Here is a 15,243-nt window from a genome sequence, read left to right as displayed (position 1 = left end):
ATCCAGTTGCGCTGCATGATGCGCACCTTCTCCGGCCAGCCTTCGAGTTTGTCCAAGCCGTCGAGTAATTCGTCTGAGTAATTCGTCGTCCGCACGAACCACTGTTCCAGTTCGCGCTGCTCCACCGGCGTCGTCTCGTGTCTCCAGCAGCACCCGCCCACAACCTGCTCGTTCGCCAGCACAGTCGCGCATTCCGGACACCAGTTCACCTTGCTCTTCTTCCGGTACGCTAACCCCTTCTCAAACAGCTTGAGGAAGAACCACTGGTTCCAACGGTAATAATCAGGCAGGCAGGTCGTCACTTCCTTCGACCAATCGTAGCCAAATCCCAGGCGCTTCATCTGCGCCTTCATGTTCGCAATGTTTGACAGCGTCCATTCCTTCGGCGGACGTTTGTTCTTGATCGCTGCATTCTCCGCCGGCAGTCCGAACGAGTCCCATCCCATCGGATGCAGCACGTTGTACCCGTTCATCCACATATAGCGCGCCAGCGCGTCGCCTATCGAGTAATTCCGGACGTGTCCCATGTGCAGCGCGCCCGACGGATACGGCAGCATCGACAGGCAGTAGTACTTGGGCTTGTCGGACTGTTCGTCGACCTCGAAGGCCCGGCGAGTCTCCCAGAACGATTGGGCGGCGGATTCGACGGATTTCGGTTCGTAGGCGACGGGTTCGGCAGCGGACATGGCGGACGTAGGCGGGAAAGGCGACGGCAAAGTCGGCAAGGGTACCGCAGTGCAGCAGGGGGCTCCACTCCGGATGGTCACGGGCCGACTGGCGGATCCGCGCCCGGATGCTCCGCTACCATGGCCCGGACCCGCTCCGGAGACCCGCATGTCCCGTCCCGCCCTGGCCCTGGCTTTCCTGCTCGTCCCGCTGTCCGCCACTGCCGCCGAACCGCTGGCGCTCCAATGCGAACGGCTGTTCGAGGCGCGCAGCGGCAAACTGCTGCCGGCGCGGACGGTGGTGGTCCGCGATGGCCGCGTCGCCGAGGTGCTGGAAGGCCGGGTCGAGGTTGCCGGCGCCCGCGCCGTGGATCTGGCCGGGCACACCTGCCTGCCCGGCTGGACCGATCTGCATGTGCATCTGGGCAGCCAGTCCAATCCGCAGAGCTATTCGGAAGGATTCCGCCTGGATCCGATCGATTTCGCCTATCGCTCGGTGGGCTACGCCGAAAAGACCCTGCTGGCGGGTTTCACCAGCGTGCGCGACCTTGGCGGCGAAATCGCCCCGCACCTGCGCGACGCGGTCAACCAGGGCCTGGTGAAGGGCCCGCGCATCTTCGCGGCCGGCAAATCCATCGCCACCACCGGTGGCCACGCCGATCCCACCAACGGCTACAACGATCATCTCGCCCACCTGATTGGCCCGCCCGGCCCGACCGAAGGCGTGATCAATTCGATCGACGACGCGCGCCAGGCGGTGCGGCAGCGCTACAAGGATGGCAGCGACGTCATCAAGATCACCGCCACCGGCGGCGTGCTCAGCTACGCCAAGTCCGGCGACGCGCCGCAGTTCACCGTGGACGAGGTCAAGGCCATCGTCGACACCGCGCACGACTACGGCTTCCGCGTGGCCGCGCACGCGCACGGCACCGAGGGCATGAAGCGCGCGGTGCTGGGCGGGGTGACCAGCATCGAGCACGGCACCTACATGAGCGAGGAGGTGATGCGGCTGATGAAGCAGCACGGCACCTGGTACGTGCCGACGATCTACGCCGGCCGTTTCGTGGCCGACAAGGCCAAGGTGGATGGTTATTTCCCGGAAGTGGTGCGGCCCAAGGCCGCGCGCATCGGCGCGCAGATCCAGGACACCGCCGCCAAGGCCCATCGCAACGGGGTGAAGATCGCCTTCGGCACCGACATGGGCGTGGGCCCCCACGGCGACAACGCGCGCGAGTTCATCTACATGGTGGAAGCCGGCATTCCCGCCGCCGAGGCCCTGCAGGCCGCCACCGTGCGCGCGGCCGAGGTGCTGGGCGTGGACGATCAGGGCGTGATCGAGGCCGGCAAGCGCGCCGACATCGTGGCGGTGCCCGGAGATCCGGTCGCCGACATCCAGCGCGTGCTCGAAGTCGCGCTGGTGATGAAGGACGGCGTGTTGTTCAAGCAGCCCTAGTCCCGGCAGGCCGCGGGGGCGACAGGGAGCGCCGGCTCGGGCGCTCCCGGCTCAGGCCGCGCCGGACGGCAGGCGCCAGGCGACCCAGCCCACCCACGCCACCCACAGCCACCAGATCGCGAAGCCCAGCCGCTGGGCGATGCCGGCCGGCAGGACATCGACCGCGAACAGCACGGTGAACAGCACGCCCGCCGCCGCCAGCACGCTGAGGCGCGCCACCATCCACCAGCCGCTCCGGCCCCGCAGCCCCACCGCCAGCAACAGCGCGCCCGGCACGAACGCGACCCACCACAGCATCCACGCGGTGGCGTGATAGCTGCTGCTGGCGTTGTGCAGGTCTTCCGGGTCCAGCGGCAGCAATCCCTGGGCGACCACGCCGAGGGTGGACAGGAACAGCAGTTGCGCGCCGATCCGCACCGTCCAGCCGGCATCGCGGGGCAGTCGCTGGCGCAGCGCCAGCATCGCCGCCGAGGCCAGCAACCCCGGCAGCATCAGGCCCAGCAGGTTGAAGGCATTGGCGCTCGGGACGCCCTTGGCCCCCAGCACCGCGACCGGATGGGTCACGTGCGAGTAACCCGGCAGCGCCGCGGCGAATCCGACGAGGGTGGCGGCGAACAGGACCGCGCCGGCGACGCCGGCCAGCGGCAGCCAGCGATTCATTGCATTTCCCAACGGAACACCTCTTCGACGCCCACGCCAAACGCCCGCGCGATGCGGAACGCCAGTTCCAGCGAGGGCGCGTAGCGCCCCGCCTCCAGCGCAATGATAGTTTGCCGGGTCACTCCGCAGACATCGGCCAACACCTGCTGGGTCATGTCGCCACGCTCGGTCCGCAGGCGACGGATGTCGTTGGCGATGGGCGTTCCGGTCATCGGCGGTCCCGCCAGTAGTACACGGCGGTGGCCGCGTACTCGCACAGCCAGCCCCACATCAGGGCCAGCACCAGCAGGTTGGCCAGCAGGAACGGCGTCGCCCATTGCAGCCGGTGCGGCGGCGAGAAGCCCAGCGTGACCGCCAGCGCGATCACGCAGAACACCAGCGCGCCGCGTCCCCACTGGCTCGCGTGGCGGGCGATCTCGCGGTCCCGTTCGTCTTCCTGGACCTTGCCCTTCCAGCGCGCGGCCAACGCCTGGCCCAGCACCGCCCAGGCGATGCCCAGCATCACCAGGTTGCGGGCCACCGCGCGGGCATCGGCGCTGTCCGCCGCGCCAGGTCCGGCGAACAGATCCAGCTTGGCTATGAAGTAGGCCACGGCGCCGAGCATGAATGCGAGACCGACACGGGCGCGCCATTCGCCCGGCGAGATGGCGTGCTCCCCCTCGTCGTGGCGGGAGAACTGCACGAAATACAGGGCGGCCCAGGCACTGGCGACAAGCAGGACCATACCCAGTTGGCCGGGATCGAAGCCCAGCACCTTGCGCGGTCCCGCCATCAGCAGCCAGAGCGCCGCCCCCGCCACCAGCACCACGCCATACCGGCCGATCGTCCGCCCCCGCTGTCCCGCCATGACATGTCCTCCGTCGAATGTAATGTAAACCTTACATTCGCCCGGTTGCATGTCAAGTCTTTTTTACATCACGGGTGGGAACCTACTCCTCCCAGCCGGTGGGCCCGCCCGCCAGCGCCGCGTAGTTGGCGGTCACGTAGTCGCGGGCCAGGCTGGCCACCCGCGCCAGCATGGCGTTGTCGGCGCCGCCGACCGTCCAGGCCCCGGCCATGCCGCGCGCGTGCTGGTAGAACTCGGGCTGGGCGACCCGTTCGCCGGTGGCCGCGTCGGTCAACTTGAGCCGCAGCAGGATGCGCGAGCTGCCGGCGAAGGCCCCGGCGAAGAAACGCTTGCCGCCGCTGATGAAGCGCACTTTCTCGATGACCGGTTCGATCACCAGCGTCCGCGCGGGTTCGGCCTTGGCCGGTTCGGCATTGCGCTGGGCCACCCACTGGCCCAGTCCCTGCTGGAGATTGAGCTGCACCGAATCGCGCGCCTTCTCGTTGGTCTCCTGGCCGGCGTAGGGCGGCACCAGTTGCACCGGCTTGAGCTCGAAGCGGGCGTAGTGATCCAGCTGCACGGAAGGGGCGGCGTTGCGTTCGACCGAGGGACGGATGTCGTCCCCGGCCAGCACCGGGCGGAAAGCGCAAAGGAGCAGGCCGGCGGCGGCCAGGCGGACAAGCAGGTTCATGCGGAACGGTCTCGAAGAGGGAAAGGTCCGGCCGGGACGGTGCCCGGTCGTGCTTGAAAGCAACGGCAACCGCCGCCATCTCAGGCCGCATCCGTCCACGAGCCGCCCGCCTCCCCATGACCGACCTGCCCCACGTGTTCGACGCCACCGCCGAAACCTTTGAAACCGAAGTCCTGCGCAAGTCGCTGGAAGTCCCGGTGCTGGTCGACTTCTGGGCGACCTGGTGCGGCCCCTGCAAGACCCTGGGCCCGATCCTGGAAAAGCTGGCCGGCGAGTACAACGGCGCGTTCGTGCTGGCCAAGGTCGACGTGGACAAGGAACAGCAGATCGCCGCCGCCTTCCAGATCCGCTCGGTGCCGACCGTGTTCCTGGTCAAGGACGGCCAGTTGGTCGACGGCTTCCCCGGCGCGTTGCCGGAAGGACAACTGCGCGAATTCCTCAAGCAGCACGGCATCGAACCGGCCGCCGCCGCCGAGCCGGAGGCCGTGGCCGAAACCGTCCAGGATCCGCATGCCGTGGTCGTGGCCCTGCGCCACGCGGTGGAAGCCGAACCGGACAAGGACGAACTGAAACTGGATCTGGCCCTGGCGCTGCTGAAGACCGGCGCCGCCCAGGAAGCCGAACACCTGCTCGACGCCCTGCCCGCCAACCTCGCCACCGACGATCGCGCGGTCCGCGCCCGCGCGCGGCTGGGATTCGTGTCGGCGTTGAAGGACGCGCCACCGGCGGAAGTGCTGGAATCGGCAATCGCCGCCAATCCGGACGACCTGCGCGCGCGCCACCTGCTGGGCGTGCATCGGCTCATCGCCGGTGACGACGAGGCCGCGCTGGAGCAGTTCATCGAAATGCTCGGCCGGGATCGCGCTTACCAGGACGGACTGCCGAAGAAGGCGCTGATCGATGCCTTCCGCGTGATCGAGGACGAAGATCTCGTCGGCCGCTATCGCCGCCGGATGTCGTCGCTGCTGTTCTGAGGCGTCAGCGCGCCCGCCCCATCAGGGCTGCGCCAGACCGGGGCCGCGGGCGCGCGCCTCGGTGGGCGTCACGCCGTAGCGGCTCTTGAACGCGCGGCTGAAGGAGCTCTGGCTGTCGAAACCGGTGCGATCGGCAATGTCGCAGAACGCCAGCGGCGTGGCTTCCACCATCTGCAACGCGCGCTGCAGGCGCAGCCGGATCGCGCACTCGCTCGGGGTTTCGTTGAAAACGCTCTGGTAGACCCGCGCCAGATGACCGCGTGAATAGCTGACCTGACGGGAAAGGTGCTCCATGCTCAGGCGCTGTTCGCCCTGGTGGCCGGCCAGGATCGCGTGGCGGATGCGCAGCAGCCGCTGCATCGACCAGCGCTTGCGACGCTGCGTGCGTCCGGGACAGCGCTCGGTCAACGCGCGCAGCGCGCTCTGCCGGGCATGCAGACCACCGGCGATTCCCAGCACGCTGCGGAACACCGATCCCGCCCGATCCGGCACCCGGCTGGACAGCGATCGCAGGGTTTCAAGGTGCGCGGGCAGATCCACCGGGCATGCCATCTCGTCGGCCAGCAGCTCGCTCATCATCCGCGCGTCGCCGCCGGCCCGGACCCAGGCCTCCACCGGCCCGGCCAGGCAGAACCAGCGGCTGTCGGGACGATGGCCGATGACGCGCAAGGGGCGATCCCACAGCAGGCAGCGACCCGGTTCGATGTCCCAGCGCAGCCGTTCGCTGGTGGCGGCGCAGACCGTTCCCGACACGGAAACCAGCAGCGACCACCAGCCCGCCGGGAGTTCGACGAACGATCCGGTCCGGCTGGCCTGGATCAGCACCAGCGGCGACTCGGGTCCAGCCCGATGCAGGCCGGCGCTGGCTTCGTCGGATTCGAGCAGCACGATCTCGGGCGGCGCGCACGATGTCTCCCGCCATGCGGGCTCGCGTGCCGGCGGCACGCCCGCTTCCATTTCCAGGGTTTCGGCAAATCCGATGTCGTCGCGCATGACGCCCTGCCCCTCCAAGACGTCTGCATGCTGTCCGCGCGCCCCGCGACCAACAAGCCGGCAGGGACGAAATGCCGATTCTCGAGGATGGACGTCATCCGTCCGCTCCACTTCCATGTCCTCCATGACGACGATGGCCGCCCGGAGGCGGCCATCGGAACGGACCCGAAAGGCATCCGCGTCGCGGACTCAGAAGTCGTACTGCACCATCAGGCGCACCGAGCGCGGCGGCTGGTAGGCGGTCGGCAGCAGATAGACATCCGACGGCAGGCCGGTGTCCGGATCCTCGGCCTGTTCCACCACCGAGACCACCCGCTGCTTGTTGATCACGTTGAACACGTCCACCTTGAACGATAGGCCCTTGGCCCAGCTGGGCGCGTAGCGCAGGTTGAGATCCAGCGAGTAGGTCCACGGCAGCCGGCCCTTGGTTCCGCGTGGCACCGCCTCCACCGGGCCGTTCAGTTCGCCGGTATCCGGATCGACCGACTGGCCGGCGGAGGTCGTGCCGCATCGCATGAACGACGAACCGTACGGGTGGAAGTCGCCGTGGTAGGGATACAGCACGCCCAGGCAGTTGATCGGTCGCCCCGACTGGACCAGCAGGTTGCCGCCCACCGACCACTCGTCGTTGATTTCATAGTTGCCGAACAGCTTCAGGCTGTGGCGCCGGTCATTGGGCAGATAGCCGAAGGTATCGGTGGTCAGTTCGATGTAGTCGAAATCCTGGGTGGCGTTGGTGTTCACCTGGCCGATATCCGACTTCACGCCGCCTTCGGTGTTGCCCTTGCTCTTGGCGTAGGTATACGAACCCTGCAGGAACAGCTTGTCCCAGTTGCCGTCGAGGAAGATTTCCACCGCCTGGTACGAACGCTTGGCCTTGGGTGCCAAGCGATCGCCCTTGACCCGCACCTCGGTCAGTTTTCCGTCGCCGTACAGATCGGTCAGGAACACCGCGTCCTTGCCCGGATTGAACATGCGGCAGTACGGGAAACCCGAGTTCGGCAGCGCCGGACTGCGGCCCTGGCCGTCGAGCCAGCCATCGTCCTCGTCCAGGTGGAAACCCGCCGCTTCCAGGATCGCGGTGTAGTCGCAGTTGTCGTCGATTGCCGCCTTCAGCTTGCGGTAGATGCCGCGCACGCCCAGCGACAGGTGGTCGCTGAGCGCGGCCTGGAAGCCCAGGATGAATTCATCCTGGTACATCGGATCCAGATCCTTCGCCGCCACCGTCAACGGATTCTTGGGCTCGCCGAACTCACCGTTGATGTACTGCAGCTGGCCGGCCGGCCCCACCCGCGGCACCAGGCCCAGCGGCGCGCCGGTGACCGGATCCACGCCGGTGAAGGTGAACTGCTGGCGGGTGAACAGCGAGGCCGACGCGCCGCGGGTGGCGACGTCCGAGGTCAACGGCAGCGCGTAGCGGCCGGCGTTGCCGAACAGCTTGAAGCTCGAATCGCCGTTGACGTCCCAGGCGAACCCCAGGCGCGGGCCAAACTGGTTGCTCACCTTCACGAAGGTGTTGCCGAAGCCGTCGCGGTTGTCGAAGGTGTCCCAGCGTCCACCCAGGTAGGCGATGAAGTTCTCGGTGATGTTCCAGCTGTCCTGGACATACAGCGCGCGCTGCTTGACCTCGTTCACCGAGCCCTGGTTGACGATCTGCTCGCGCACGATGTCGGTGCCGTTGGCCAGGGTGGAATAGCGCCACACGCGCCCGCCCTCGGTGGACGTGCCCGCCACCGATTCGAAGTTGTCGATGTCCACGCCGAACTGCAGGCGGTGATTGCCCAGCAGCCACTCCGCGTCGATGCGGAACTGATCGCGGGTATCGCCGGAGTCGGAGCGCGGAATCGCGCCGCCGGTGAGATTGCACTGGCTGGCGTAGACGCCGGTCGCGTCCTGTCGCGACGAGGGGCGCGCGTCGACGATGAGCGGGCAACCGGTGGCGGGCTTGTGCAGGTCGCCGTTGTAGCGGACATCGACGCCGGACGCCGTGCGCAGGTATTGCCCGCGCGAGAACTCGCCGTGACCGTACAGCGCCGACAGGGTGAAGGTGTCGGTCAGGTAGCCGGTGTACTTCAGCACGTAGTTCTCGCCGCCCTGCTCGCCGTACGAGGTGCCGATGTGGCCAAGCCGGTTCAGCACGCCGATCGTGTTGCCGTAGACCACCGTCTCGGTATCGGCCTTGTCGGAAAAGCCGGTGAACTCGAGCAGGTGGTTGTCACTGATCTGCCAGTCCATCTTCAGCAGCCAGGTCGGCGTCTTGACCGAGTTGTCGACATTGGTGCTGGACTGCACGTTGCCCCACAGCTCCTGCTCCTGCCGCTTGTAGCCGATCAGGCCGTAGGCGAACAGGCGGTCCTTGATCAGCGCGCCGCTGGCCCACACCGAGCCTTCGACATCCCAGGTGCTGTCGCGGCTGCTGTCCTGGCGCAGCTGGCCCTTGGTGCAGGCGGTGTAAGGCGCGGGGCCGCAGGCCAGCGGATTGGCCAGATAGGTGTTGCGGGTCTTCTCGCGCAGCGAATCCGGGGTGTAGTAGACGCTCGCGCCGGCATGGAAATCGTTGCTGCCGCGCTTGGTCACCTGGTTGATCACGCCGCCCAGCGAACGCCCGAACTCGGCGCCGTAGCCGCCGGTCTTGACCTGCTGTTCGGCAATCGCCTCGAACGGCACCTGCGAGAAGTTGAGACTGCGGAAGGAGTTGGTGATGTTGAAGCCGTTGATGAAGTACTGGTTCTCGGCCACCGACGAACCACCGAACGAGGCCAGGTTGCCGAACGCCACGTCGCCGCGCACCGTGCCCGGCGCCAGCAGCGCCACGCTGGTGGCGTCGCGCGCCACCGGCACCTTGGCGATCTGCTCGGCGGTCAGGATCGTGGTGGACTCGACCGATGAAACGTCGATCGGGTTGATGGACGAACCTCCGACCACCGTGATCGTGTCAAGGGTCGACGCATCGCGCGCGGCGAAGTCCACGGTCGATGCGGTGCCGACGTTGACCGTCACGGTGCGGTTGCCGCCACCGCTGGTGGTGACGCTGTACTGCCCGGTGGGCAGCGCCGAAAAACGGTAGCTGCCATCGCCGCCCACGGTGATGGCGCGGCTGAAGCCGGTGGCCGGGTTGGTGATGGTGATGGTCTCGCCGGCGGTGGCGCGTCCCACGATCGCGCCCGAGGAATTGGACTGGGCGTGCACGCCGCCCGCGAAGCACAAGCCAAGCGCGGCACACAGGGCGGTACGGCGCAGTCCTTTGGAGAGATGTTTCTGGTTCCGATGGTTGGTCATGGGCGCTCTCGGCAGTGAATCGATGGATGGAGTGGACGTTGTGGACTGCCGCAGCCAAAGCGCGCGCGGCGGTCCGACGTCCTGCCGAGGAAACTAACGGGAACTTCACAATGACGTTGTGCATGGAAAACGAATTGGCGCGGCAGATTCCATCAGGAAGATCGCGCATGTCGAACCCGTCGCCGCGCATGCGCGATCGCGCGTTGCGGCACAGGCATTTCATCGTTCGTGGATAACCCAAGAACCACCCCGGGCGTCAAAGTGGACGCACCCCGACCAACCTCTCTCGGTCGAGTCAGGCAGCGTCCCTCGACAGGCGCCCGCCTGTCACCTGCCCGGCCCCCCGCCGGGCTTTTTTTTTTCAACGCCGCTTCGAGAAATAGCGCGCTGGCGAATCGCCGAAGGCGCGACGGAACATGGCGATGAAATTGCTTGGCGAGGCATAGCCCAGCGCGTCGGCCACCTCGGCCACATTGACGCCGCGCGCCAGAAGCTCCAGGGCGCGGGTCAATTGCGCCTGCTGTCGCCACTGGGCGAAGGTCAAGCCGGTCTCGGCGAGGATCAGGCGGCGCATCGTCCGTGGCGACATCGCTCCGAACGCGGCCCAGTCGTCCAGCGTGCGCGGGCTGCCGGGTTCGGCCATCACCGCATGCGCGACCCGCGCCATGCGCGGATCCCGCGGCATCGGCAGATGCAGGGACTCATGCGGCGCGCGCGCGATCTCGTCGCGGATCACGGCGGCGATGCGTTCCTGTTCCGCTTCCAGCGGACTCGATTTTTCCCAGTCGACCGCGCGGCGTGCCAGCGCCTGCAGGACATCGCTGATGCCGATTACGCAGGGCTGCGGCGGCAGGCCCGCGCAGGCGCCGGGGGCGATGAAGATCGTCCATCCGCTCAGCGCGCCGCTGATGCTCACCTTGTGGGGCACGTCGGCCGGCATCCATCCGGCCCGGTGGGGCGGAAGCAGCCAGGAGCCGTGCGAGGTCTGCACATGGATCAGGCCGGCCTCGACGCAGAACACCTGCCCGCGCACGTGATGGTGCCAGTCGTACTCGCGCGTCCCCAGCCGGTATTCGTTGTCGGATGCGAGATCGCCACGGATCGCGATCAGCCAGGGCCCTTCGCGCCACTCGCTGTAGTCCCTGTGGTGCACGTGGGAGGGCTGATTCTGCTTGGCCATATTTCACTATTTATAGGCCACATACCGTTATCGTTCCTGAATCCCGTGCGGCGATATTTCCCTGGCCAACTCCTCCGGGTCCACCCCTGAGTCTCCGAACAAGAGGAATCCAGATGCACGACTTCCACGTCTCCATCATCGGCGCCGGCCTGGGCGGCCTGTGCCTGGCGCAGGCGCTGCACCGCGCCGGAGTCGCCTTCGATGTCTACGAGCGCGATCCCGCGCCGGACAGCCGACTCCAGGGCTATCGCATCCGCATCGACGCCGACGGCCAGCGCGCCCTGGCCGGGGCGCTGTCCCCGCCGCGCTATTGCCTGTTCCGCGAAACCGCCTCCATCGCCACCTCGGCGGCGCGTTTTCTTACCCCGCAGCTGACCCCCATCGCCGGGCACGCGCCCGACAGCTGGCGCGCGGACGACGGGGATGGCGACGCCGAGGGCGCCGACCTGGGCGTGAACCGGCAGACCCTGCGTGAGATCCTGATGGCGGGCATCGAAGCGCACATCCACTTCGACCACGCCTTCGACACCTGCTCGGTGACGGACGACGGCCGCGTGGCGGTCGGCTTCCGGCATCGCCGCGCACCGGTCATGTCCCACGTCCTGGTCGGCGCGGATGGCGTCAATTCGCACGTGCGCGCCCTGCTTGCGCCCGCTGCCGAACCGCTGGACTCCGGTTCGCTGTGCATCTACGGAAAGACCGCGCTGCCGGAACCCGCGAGCGGCGCCGGGCCCGGTGCGGGCACCCGGGTGATCGTGGCGGACGGCTGCACGGCCATCCTGGACGAGATGCGCTTCCGCGCGGCGCTTCCCGTGCTGGCTTCGCGCCTCGCGCCGGAGTGCGTCCTGACCCCATCGGACGACTATCTCTACTGGGCCCTGATCGGTCCACGCGAGCGGTTCGGACAACCTGTCGGCGACGATCCGCGCGCGCGCCTGCGGAAGGTCGTCCGCGGCTGGCATCCGGCCCTCCAGGATGTCGTGCTCGGCAGCGATCCCGCCGCGATCGCCATGCTGCCCGTGCGCAGTGGCCGCCCCGAGGTTGAATGGCCGACCGGTCCGGTGACGCTCCTGGGCGACGCGATACACGCCATGAGTCCGGCGGGCGGACTGGGCGCCAACACGGCGTTGCGGGACGCCATCGCCCTCGCGGACGCGCTGGTCGACGCCGCGACCGGCCGCTCCACGACCGCCTTGGCGCTCGCCGGCTACGAAGCGCGAATGCGCTCCTGGGCGGTGCCCGCGGTCGCCATGTCCCGGCAGGGCGCGGCGCGCCTGTCCGCGCCGGCCCCGGCGGACGCGTCCGCCTTCCATTGAGCACCCGCCGCGATCCGCGGCACCCGTTCACCCCCACGCGATCGCCAGCCACCCGCCGGCCGCCAGCCTCCGCGTCCTTCCAACACCTGGATACAGGAGACCCCCATGACCGACGATGGATTCCGCTTCGAACTCCATGACATTTCCCGTTTTCCGTTCGTGCGCGCGACCCACAGGGAGAAACAGGCCGGCGTCGCGCTCCAATGGCAACGGGAAATGGAAGCGCTCATCGGGCGCGCGCAGCCCTTCGTGATCATCTTCCCGCCCGGCCATCACGCCGGTCTGGAACAACTCGACGGCGATGCGTTGCGCCAGGCCCAGGAAGAGCGCAAACAGCGTGCGCTATGGTTCAAGCGCAACCGCGAGCAATTGGCGGTGTCCTGCAAGGGCATGATCACGATCGAACTGGAGGCGGCGCGGCGGTTCGCGGAACGGGCCAAGGCTTCCCTCCTGGAGAAGGCATTCGGCGTCCCGCTCCGGGTCGCCGACTCCGGGGACATGGCGGATGAACTGGCCGACGCGCTGCTGGGGCGGCGGTAGGCGCCCGTCGCGGGACGGACGGAGAACCATACCCATACGTATGGTACGCTGAGACCCCGTCCGTCCCCCAACGCCCGGCGATGAAAGCATCCACCCTGCGCCACATCTTCAATTTCTGGCCGCCCTTCCTGTTCAGCGGCATCCACGTCACCCGCATGGCCGATGACTGGCGCGACGCGCGGGTCGAGATGCGGATGCGCCCCTGGAACCGCAACTACGTCGGTACCCATTTCGGCGGCAGCCTGTTCTCGATGACCGACCCGTTCTGGATGATCCTGGTGAAGGAGTGCCTGGGCCGGGACTACTTCGTCTGGGACAAGGCCGGCGAGATCGAATTCGTCAAACCCGGCAAGGGCACCGTGCACGCCGAGTTCCACCTCGACGAGACGCTGCTCGAGGACATCCGCGCCGAGGCCGCCAACGGCGAGAAGCACCTGCGCTGGCTGCCGGTGGACGTGCTCGATGCGCAGGGCGATGTGGTCGCGCGGATCCGCAAGCAGATCTATGTGCGGTTGAAACCGAAGGCGCGCAACGGCGACGCGGCGACCTGAGCGACATGCTCGCGCGCGCCCGGCTTCACCGCAGTTCCGCGGGTACCGGCAGCTCCCAGTGGGCGCCGTCACGCTGATCGAACAATGCGATGCGCAGGCGGCCATCGACGACCTGGATTTCCCGTCCCTGCCGCAGCGCCAGCGGCCGGGCGGCCACGCGCCGTGCCAGCGTGCTGCCATCCACCGGTTGCTCCCGCAACCACAGCAGTGTCGCCATCAGATTGAGCCGCGCGCGCTGATCCTGCAGACGGCGCAGGTAGTCCGCCATGTCGGGGCGGATGATGCCATTCAAAATGCATCCCACGGCATTGGCGACGCACTCCAGCCGCCATCGCGGCGATGGCGGGAACGGGGTCAGCGGCTGATCGGCCAGGCGCTGCCACTCGGCGTGCTCGCGGCAAGGCCATGCCGTGGTTTCGGCGATCATTGCCTGTATGGCATGTGGCCGGTACACGAACGGCCTCTTCCAGCCTGACGCCCCCAATGATCCCGCTTCGTCATGGCTCTCCTGTTCGAACATCGGTCGCGAAAACTCGAACTCGCGCTTGACCACCCGGCACATCGCGTCGTTTGCCAATGGCGGTGGTTCGCGCAACGACTGGCAGGCCGCCGGCAGCGGGACATCGGCCGGAAGCTAGCAAAGGCCGCATCCGGCCCGGACGAAGTCCTACAATAGCCGCCATGCCCCCCGACCCCTCCTCCCGCCCTTCCCTGCAGCGCCTGTTCCTGACCGGCCTGCTCACCCTGCTGCCGATCTGGCTGACCTGGGTGGTGGTCAAGTTCGTGTTCGTGCTGCTGTCCGACATCAGCAAGCCCTTCGTCGGTCCCGCCTCGCACCAGATCGCCGCCTCGTTTCCGCAGGCGCTGGGCTGGTTCAACGCGCAGTGGGTACAGAACACGATCGCGCTGGCCGCCACCCTGCTGGCGATTCTGGCGGTCGGCATCCTCGCCCGCCGCGTGATCGGCCAGCAGTTGCTGCGCTGGTTCGAGTTGCTGGTGCTGCGCATCCCGCTGGCCAGCACCATCTACACCAGCGCGCGCCAGTTGCTCGACATCCTGCAGACCAAGCCCGGCAGCACCCAGCGCGTGGTGCTGATCGACTTTCCGCACCGGGACATGAAATCGGTGGGCCTGGTGACGCGCGTGATCCGCGAGGAAGGCAGCGGACGCGAACTGGCCGCCGTCTACGTCCCCACCACGCCCAACCCGACATCGGGTTATCTGGAGATCGTGCCGGTCGAACTGCTCACGCCCACCGACTGGACGGTGGACCAGGCGATGAGCTTCATCATCTCCGGCGGCGCGGTGGCGCCCGACGCGATGCCCTTCACCCGCGCAGGGGAACGCTGAGCCATGCACGCGGCGCGCACGCTGGACGACCGCGCGGTCCGCCTCTTCATCGTGCTGGCGGCGGTGTTCTGCGCCAACGCGGTGCTGGCCGAGTTCATCGGGGTCAAGATCTTCGCGCTGGAGGACACGCTGGGCGTCGCACCGCTGGAGTGGAACCTGTTCGGCCAGACCGGCTCGCTCAGCTTCACGGCAGGCACGCTGCTGTGGCCGTTCGTGTTCATCCTGACCGACACCATCAACGAATTCTTCGGCAAGCGCGGCGTGCGCTTCATCTCGTGGCTGGCCGTGGCACTGATCGTGTACGGCTTCCTGTTCGCCTTCGCGGCCATCGCGCTGGCACCGGCCGGCTGGTGGGTGGAAGCGGCCCAGGCGCAGGGCGTGCCGGACTACCAGAAGGCCTTCGCTGCGATCTTCGGCCAGGGCATGTGGACCATCGCCGGCTCGGTGCTGGCGTTCCTGGTGGGGCAGCTGATCGATGTGTCGGTGTTCCATCGCATCCGCGCGGCCACCGGCGAGCGCTGGGTGTGGCTGCGGGCCACCGGTTCGACCGCGATCTCGCAGCTGGTGGACAGCTTCGTGGTGATCTACGTCGCCTTCGTGCTGGGGCCGCAGAAGTGGCCTGTTTCGCTGTTCCTGGCAGTCAGCACCGTCAACTACGCCTACAAGATGCTGGCGGCCATCGCGCTGATTCCGCTGCTGTACCTGATGCGCCACGGTATCCGCCACTATCTCGGGCGCGAACGCGAACGACAACTGCGCGCGGAA

The 15,243-nt window shown here is 67.6% G+C and carries 16 protein-coding genes; 7 read left to right on the top strand and 9 right to left on the bottom strand.

The window, feature by feature from the left end; all coding sequences use genetic code 11:
* On the bottom strand, positions 1-686 hold a 686-nt coding region (locus ACTHN1_RS06755; protein ID WP_440470192.1), incomplete at its 3' end, for a class I tRNA ligase family protein.
* A 148-nt stretch (positions 687-834) separates the two neighbouring features.
* On the opposite strand from ACTHN1_RS06755, the gene ACTHN1_RS06750 reads away from it, so the two are divergent.
* The gene (locus tag ACTHN1_RS06750; protein WP_440470191.1) at positions 835-2,118 is read left to right on the top strand and encodes an amidohydrolase family protein; all 1,284 of its coding nucleotides are present in this window, start codon (positions 835-837) and stop codon (positions 2,116-2,118) included.
* Between the two features lie 51 nt (positions 2,119-2,169).
* Here ACTHN1_RS06750 and ACTHN1_RS06745 read toward each other — a convergent pair whose 3' ends face one another.
* The 4 genes from ACTHN1_RS06745 to ACTHN1_RS06730 all read right to left on the bottom strand — a co-directional run bounded on the left by ACTHN1_RS06745 (position 2,170) and on the right by ACTHN1_RS06730 (position 4,295).
* Entirely contained in the window at positions 2,170-2,778 is a 609-nt protein-coding gene (locus tag ACTHN1_RS06745; protein ID WP_440470190.1) for a DUF998 domain-containing protein, read from the bottom strand.
* Positions 2,775-2,990: a helix-turn-helix transcriptional regulator gene (locus tag ACTHN1_RS06740; RefSeq protein WP_440470189.1), complete on the bottom strand. Its 216-nt coding sequence runs from the start codon at positions 2,988-2,990 to the stop codon at positions 2,775-2,777. The genes ACTHN1_RS06745 and ACTHN1_RS06740 overlap by 4 nt, the downstream gene beginning before the upstream one ends.
* Positions 2,987-3,625 carry a hypothetical protein gene (locus ACTHN1_RS06735; protein ID WP_440470188.1) on the bottom strand — a complete coding sequence of 213 codons (639 nt, stop codon included), beginning with the start codon at positions 3,623-3,625 and terminating at the stop codon, positions 2,987-2,989. The genes ACTHN1_RS06740 and ACTHN1_RS06735 overlap by 4 nt, the downstream gene beginning before the upstream one ends.
* Before the next feature lie 82 nt (positions 3,626-3,707).
* Complete coding sequence (locus ACTHN1_RS06730) at positions 3,708-4,295, bottom strand: hypothetical protein (protein WP_440470187.1); 588 nt, start codon at positions 4,293-4,295, stop codon at positions 3,708-3,710.
* Between the two features lie 116 nt (positions 4,296-4,411).
* On the opposite strand from ACTHN1_RS06730, the gene trxA reads away from it, so the two are divergent.
* The gene (trxA, locus tag ACTHN1_RS06725) at positions 4,412-5,269 is read left to right on the top strand and encodes a thioredoxin (protein WP_440470186.1); all 858 of its coding nucleotides are present in this window, start codon (positions 4,412-4,414) and stop codon (positions 5,267-5,269) included.
* Between the two features lie 21 nt (positions 5,270-5,290).
* On the opposite strand, the gene ACTHN1_RS06720 is transcribed toward trxA, so the two are convergent.
* From ACTHN1_RS06720 to ACTHN1_RS06710, 3 genes are all read right to left on the bottom strand, one after another.
* Complete coding sequence (locus tag ACTHN1_RS06720) at positions 5,291-6,262, bottom strand: helix-turn-helix transcriptional regulator (protein ID WP_440470185.1); 972 nt, start codon at positions 6,260-6,262, stop codon at positions 5,291-5,293.
* Between the two features lie 189 nt (positions 6,263-6,451).
* The gene (locus ACTHN1_RS06715; RefSeq protein ID WP_440470184.1) at positions 6,452-9,541 is read right to left on the bottom strand and encodes a TonB-dependent receptor; all 3,090 of its coding nucleotides are present in this window, start codon (positions 9,539-9,541) and stop codon (positions 6,452-6,454) included.
* 361 nt (positions 9,542-9,902) lie between these two features.
* Positions 9,903-10,721 carry an AraC family transcriptional regulator gene (locus tag ACTHN1_RS06710; protein ID WP_440470183.1) on the bottom strand — a complete coding sequence of 273 codons (819 nt, stop codon included), beginning with the start codon at positions 10,719-10,721 and terminating at the stop codon, positions 9,903-9,905.
* A 113-nt stretch (positions 10,722-10,834) separates the two neighbouring features.
* On the opposite strand from ACTHN1_RS06710, the gene ACTHN1_RS06705 reads away from it, so the two are divergent.
* The 3 genes from ACTHN1_RS06705 (at position 10,835) to ACTHN1_RS06695 (ending at position 13,128) form a co-directional block, all read left to right on the top strand.
* A complete protein-coding gene (locus ACTHN1_RS06705; protein ID WP_440470182.1) occupies positions 10,835-12,037 on the top strand; it encodes an FAD-dependent oxidoreductase in 1,203 nt (400 codons plus the stop codon).
* Positions 12,038-12,253: 216 nt separating this feature from the next.
* On the top strand, positions 12,254-12,577 hold the full coding sequence (locus ACTHN1_RS06700) for a hypothetical protein (RefSeq protein ID WP_440470181.1): 324 nt from the start codon (positions 12,254-12,256) through the stop codon (positions 12,575-12,577).
* A gap of 80 nt (positions 12,578-12,657) precedes the next feature.
* Positions 12,658-13,128: a DUF4442 domain-containing protein gene (locus tag ACTHN1_RS06695; protein ID WP_440470180.1), complete on the top strand. Its 471-nt coding sequence runs from the start codon at positions 12,658-12,660 to the stop codon at positions 13,126-13,128.
* Between the two features lie 25 nt (positions 13,129-13,153).
* Here ACTHN1_RS06695 and ACTHN1_RS06690 read toward each other — a convergent pair whose 3' ends face one another.
* On the bottom strand, positions 13,154-13,555 hold the full coding sequence (locus tag ACTHN1_RS06690) for a hypothetical protein (RefSeq protein ID WP_440470179.1): 402 nt from the start codon (positions 13,553-13,555) through the stop codon (positions 13,154-13,156).
* Between the two features lie 254 nt (positions 13,556-13,809).
* Here ACTHN1_RS06690 and ACTHN1_RS06685 point away from each other — a divergent pair, with 254 nt between their 5' ends.
* Positions 13,810-14,478, top strand: coding sequence for a DUF502 domain-containing protein (locus ACTHN1_RS06685; RefSeq protein WP_440470178.1), 669 nt, complete (start codon positions 13,810-13,812; stop codon positions 14,476-14,478).
* A 3-nt stretch (positions 14,479-14,481) separates the two neighbouring features.
* Positions 14,482-15,243: queuosine precursor transporter (locus ACTHN1_RS06680; protein WP_440470177.1), on the top strand; the 762-nt coding region annotated here is incomplete at its 3' end.

It is taken from the genome of Pseudoxanthomonas sp. (assembly GCF_051953815.1).
Lineage (GTDB): Bacteria > Pseudomonadota > Gammaproteobacteria > Xanthomonadales > Xanthomonadaceae > Pseudoxanthomonas_A.
This window is presented reverse-complemented; position numbering and strand designations above follow the sequence as displayed.

What these genes read in the sequence shown, in the direction of transcription:
- ACTHN1_RS06745 (WP_440470190.1), bottom strand. Translation starts at nt 2,778, where the DNA reads ATGAATCGCTGGCTGCCGCTGGCCGGCGTCGCCGGCGCGGTCCTGTTC.
- ACTHN1_RS06740 (WP_440470189.1), bottom strand. Translation starts at nt 2,990, where the DNA reads ATGACCGGAACGCCCATCGCCAACGACATCCGTCGCCTGCGGACCGAG.
- trxA (WP_440470186.1), top strand. Translation starts at nt 4,412, where the DNA reads ATGACCGACCTGCCCCACGTGTTCGACGCCACCGCCGAAACCTTTGAA.
- ACTHN1_RS06695 (WP_440470180.1), top strand. Translation starts at nt 12,658, where the DNA reads ATGAAAGCATCCACCCTGCGCCACATCTTCAATTTCTGGCCGCCCTTC.
- ACTHN1_RS06690 (WP_440470179.1), bottom strand. Translation starts at nt 13,555, where the DNA reads ATGATCGCCGAAACCACGGCATGGCCTTGCCGCGAGCACGCCGAGTGG.
- ACTHN1_RS06735 (WP_440470188.1), bottom strand. Translation starts at nt 3,625, where the DNA reads ATGGCGGGACAGCGGGGGCGGACGATCGGCCGGTATGGCGTGGTGCTG.
- ACTHN1_RS06685 (WP_440470178.1), top strand. Translation starts at nt 13,810, where the DNA reads ATGCCCCCCGACCCCTCCTCCCGCCCTTCCCTGCAGCGCCTGTTCCTG.
- ACTHN1_RS06700 (WP_440470181.1), top strand. Translation starts at nt 12,254, where the DNA reads ATGGAAGCGCTCATCGGGCGCGCGCAGCCCTTCGTGATCATCTTCCCG.
- ACTHN1_RS06705 (WP_440470182.1), top strand. Translation starts at nt 10,835, where the DNA reads ATGCACGACTTCCACGTCTCCATCATCGGCGCCGGCCTGGGCGGCCTG.
- ACTHN1_RS06715 (WP_440470184.1), bottom strand. Translation starts at nt 9,541, where the DNA reads ATGACCAACCATCGGAACCAGAAACATCTCTCCAAAGGACTGCGCCGT.
- ACTHN1_RS06730 (WP_440470187.1), bottom strand. Translation starts at nt 4,295, where the DNA reads ATGAACCTGCTTGTCCGCCTGGCCGCCGCCGGCCTGCTCCTTTGCGCT.
- ACTHN1_RS06710 (WP_440470183.1), bottom strand. Translation starts at nt 10,721, where the DNA reads ATGGCCAAGCAGAATCAGCCCTCCCACGTGCACCACAGGGACTACAGC.
- ACTHN1_RS06750 (WP_440470191.1), top strand. Translation starts at nt 835, where the DNA reads ATGTCCCGTCCCGCCCTGGCCCTGGCTTTCCTGCTCGTCCCGCTGTCC.
- ACTHN1_RS06720 (WP_440470185.1), bottom strand. Translation starts at nt 6,262, where the DNA reads ATGCGCGACGACATCGGATTTGCCGAAACCCTGGAAATGGAAGCGGGC.